We start from the raw sequence: 1,414 nt of genomic DNA, 5'->3' as shown, positions 1-1,414 counted from the left end.
ATTGATATGTCCGGCACGTCAGCATAAATGATGGGGTTGGTGGCTTTTTGGGCGTATAAACACGGCACTATTAGCGTGGTAATTAAGGCCGTCATCCACAACCGGTAAATCGCATTGCTCATATCGATATTTGACTTTTTATCCTGGTATTCTTACCTGGTTTTAATTATTTGGTTAACGTATTTATTTGAAGCACGCTTACTGAATAGGCATCGAAAGTCCTTGTAAATTTTTTACTGATCCCGCTTACCTTGCTGGTAACCGGAACTATTTTTTTGGGGTCGCTGATCGTGTTGGTGTCCTCTGGCTTGTCGCCTTTTATGACTACCAGGATACCTTCCGGTGATAATTTTCCGGCTCCATTTAAATCAATATCAACCTGCTGCGGCTTCCCTGTTGCATTTACTACTTTAAGAAACAGTTTCCCCGTTTTGGTGTCCCGGGTAGCCACATAAAACAGGCCAGGTATAGGTTTGGGCATGTTGTTCGCCGCGCTATCCTGTTTGGTGGCGGGCCTGGTTTGGGTAGGGATATTGGCGCCCGCTATAGGCACCACTTTATTGCCGATATAGCTGTTAAACATTACTTGTACATAGTACGAGGGTGAACCAAAGCTTTTTAAAGCATCATAACCTATCAGGTTTGATTCCCACTGCCAGGCTTTCGGCACGGTTGCGGTAGCCTTGTTTACATTTGCAAGCAATGGCGCATAGCACGAGAGGATGACCACGTCTGAATTCCGTTCCATGCCTGTCATCCACGCGGCATCGCCCAGTGCGGCATTTAAAGTGGTGGTGGGCATGCCTTCTGTTGTTGCCCATTCGCCTACAAACACTTTATATCCTTTGCGGTCGTAGCTATCGTAATGTGCCGCATCCTCTTCCATCCCCCAGGCATTGCGGTAATAATGTTCATCTACAATTTGGGGCTTGCGGATCGTAAACTTGCCTCTTCCCCCAAGCCAATCCTTACCGCCCATGCTTGCGATACAGTGAAGGTTGGGGTATTTGGCTTTAATGCCATCATAAAACTGGGCGTAACGTCCGTCGTAACTGCCAGACTCGTCAAACCCGTCTTCGTTGCCAATCTCCACATAGCTGAGTTTAAAGGGTGCCGGGTGCCCGTCTGCCGCGCGCTTAGCGCCCCAGTAGGTGTTTACGCCGCCTATTACATATTCAATTTCATCCAGCGCATCATCTACATATGGTTTTAAAAGCGGGCCTGCGTCTACATGGTCGCCGTCGAGCGAATAGCCGGCATAAACAGCAAGTAGCGGTTCCATTTTCAGGTCTTCGCACCATTCTAAAAATTCAAGCAGGCCCATTCCGTCGCTGGGGCGGTAGCCCCATGAGCCGGTATGACCGGGCCGCCCTGCAAGCGGGCCCAAAGTAGTTTTCCAGGGAAATGCATCGTT

The 1,414-nt window shown here is 48.9% G+C and carries 1 protein-coding gene; it reads right to left on the bottom strand.

Annotated features, from left to right (window positions below):
- Positions 1–166: 166 nt before the first annotated feature.
- The coding region (locus tag AC1DYT_RS26665) for an alpha-L-arabinofuranosidase A (RefSeq protein ID WP_477472521.1) at positions 167–1,414 on the bottom strand (1,248 nt) is incomplete at its 5' end.

The sequence above is a fragment of the Mucilaginibacter sp. P1_D10 genome, assembly GCF_056406215.1.
The sequence above is the reverse complement of the archived record's forward strand: the minus strand, read 5'-3'. Positions and strand labels throughout refer to the sequence as shown.